The 1578-nt window shown below is 68.3% G+C and carries 2 protein-coding genes; one reads left to right on the top strand and one right to left on the bottom strand.

What is annotated here, in order from left to right; all coding sequences use genetic code 11:
* On the bottom strand, positions 1–695 hold a 695-nt coding region (locus GX015_RS02470), incomplete at its 3' end, for a DUF2993 domain-containing protein (protein WP_291342532.1).
* A 137-nt stretch (positions 696–832) separates the two neighbouring features.
* Between GX015_RS02470 and GX015_RS02465 the strand changes: the two genes are divergently transcribed.
* Positions 833–1477: a response regulator transcription factor gene (locus GX015_RS02465; RefSeq protein WP_278826810.1), complete on the top strand. Its 645-nt coding sequence runs from the start codon at positions 833–835 to the stop codon at positions 1475–1477.
* Positions 1478–1578 lie beyond the last annotated feature (101 nt).

Here is a 1578-nt window from a genome sequence, read left to right as displayed (position 1 = left end):
GTCGGGCGCTGGCGCAGCGGCAGTTCGGCGCCCGTCAGGACCAGTTCGAAGGCCGGGAGAATCTCCGCGGCGGCGTCGTCGGAAAGCTCGTCGCCCCGGAGGACGTCCTCGGACTCCGCGTCCGCCGGCCCGGAGAGGACCTCCACGGGAATGAACTTCGCGTCTCCGTCGAGGATCCGCAGCTTGACGACGACCTCCGCGGGGGCGGACCAGCCCGGGGGAGTGGCCTCGAAGATCGCCTGGGTTTCCCAGCCGCCGGCGGGGGAGATGTCCTCGTGATTCTGGATGGCCAGGTCCGTGAAACCGAACTGCCGGCCCAGCGACAGGCCGTCGAGCTGCAGTTTGGTGTGGTAGCGCTCGGTGAACGCGGAATCGAAGTCGCCCGACCACACCGACGACTTCGGGACCTCGACGTCGACGGCCCCCGACTCGACGGACACCAGGCCGAAACCCTCGATCTCCAGGTCGCGGGCGCGGACCTGGATGGAGCTCCACTGGCCGGTGAAAAACGAGGACGAGTACGCAACGCCGCCCAGACTGACGTACGGGTCGGCCGGCAGGTTCATCTCTTCGCGGATCCGGTTGGCCAAATTGCGTTCCGCATGAATGGCCAGGCCGAGATCCGCGCCGACGGCCAACAGCGCGATGGCGCCGACGGCGGCGGAAATGCGTTTGACCGGGCGGGAAATGCTCACCCCCCATTAGTACCGCATCGGTGCCCGTCCTCAGATCAAGGCCTATTAAGATCGACCGGGTAAACGACCCCGAAGAAGCGGAGTGTGCGCCCGTGCGCCTGGCCATCGTCAGCAACGACCCTCAGGTTCGGGAACGCGTGCCCAACATCGGGTTGCTCAACCACGACATCATCCGGCTGCCCGCCACCGAGGCGTCGGCGACGCTGCTGGAGGATGTGACCGTGGCGATCATCGACGCCACCGGCCCGAACCTGCTGGCCGCCCGCGAGCTGTGCCGCCACATCGCGGGCGCCAACCCGGATCTGCCCGTGGCAGTGCTGGCGGCGGACACCGCGCTGATCGCCATCGACGGGTCGTGGGCCATCGACGATTTCCTGCTGCCGGGCGCCACCCCGGCCGAGATCGACGCCCGCCTGCGCCTGCTCCTGTCGCGCCGCCCGGTGCCGGTCACGGAACCGGAGGAGAGCCCCGTGTTGGTCCTCGGCGATCTGGTCGTCGACGAGCACACGTACACCGCCCGCCTGGGCGGCACCCCCATGGATCTGACGTTCAAGGAATTCGAGCTTCTCCGGTTCCTCACCCGCAACGCCGGCCGCGTGTTCACCCGCGAACAACTGCTCCAGGACGTGTGGGGATACGACTACTACGGCGGAACCCGTACCGTGGACGTCCACGTCCGGCGTTTGCGCGCGAAACTCGGCCACCGGCACGAAGGGCTGATCGCGACCGTGCGCAACGTCGGCTACAAGGCGATCGAACCGGAAGAGGTTGCGCAGGCATGACTTTCACCATCGAGATCGGGACTCCCGAGCCGGCCGCCGCGCGGGCGCTGCTGGAGTCCGTCGCAGGGGCGGACGGGGTCGAGCCCTTCGGCGAGGCGTTC

The organism is Corynebacterium sp. (assembly GCF_012837295.1).
Classification (GTDB): Bacteria; Actinomycetota; Actinomycetes; order Mycobacteriales; family Mycobacteriaceae; genus Corynebacterium.
The sequence above is the reverse complement of the archived record's forward strand: the minus strand, read 5'-3'. Positions and strand labels throughout refer to the sequence as shown.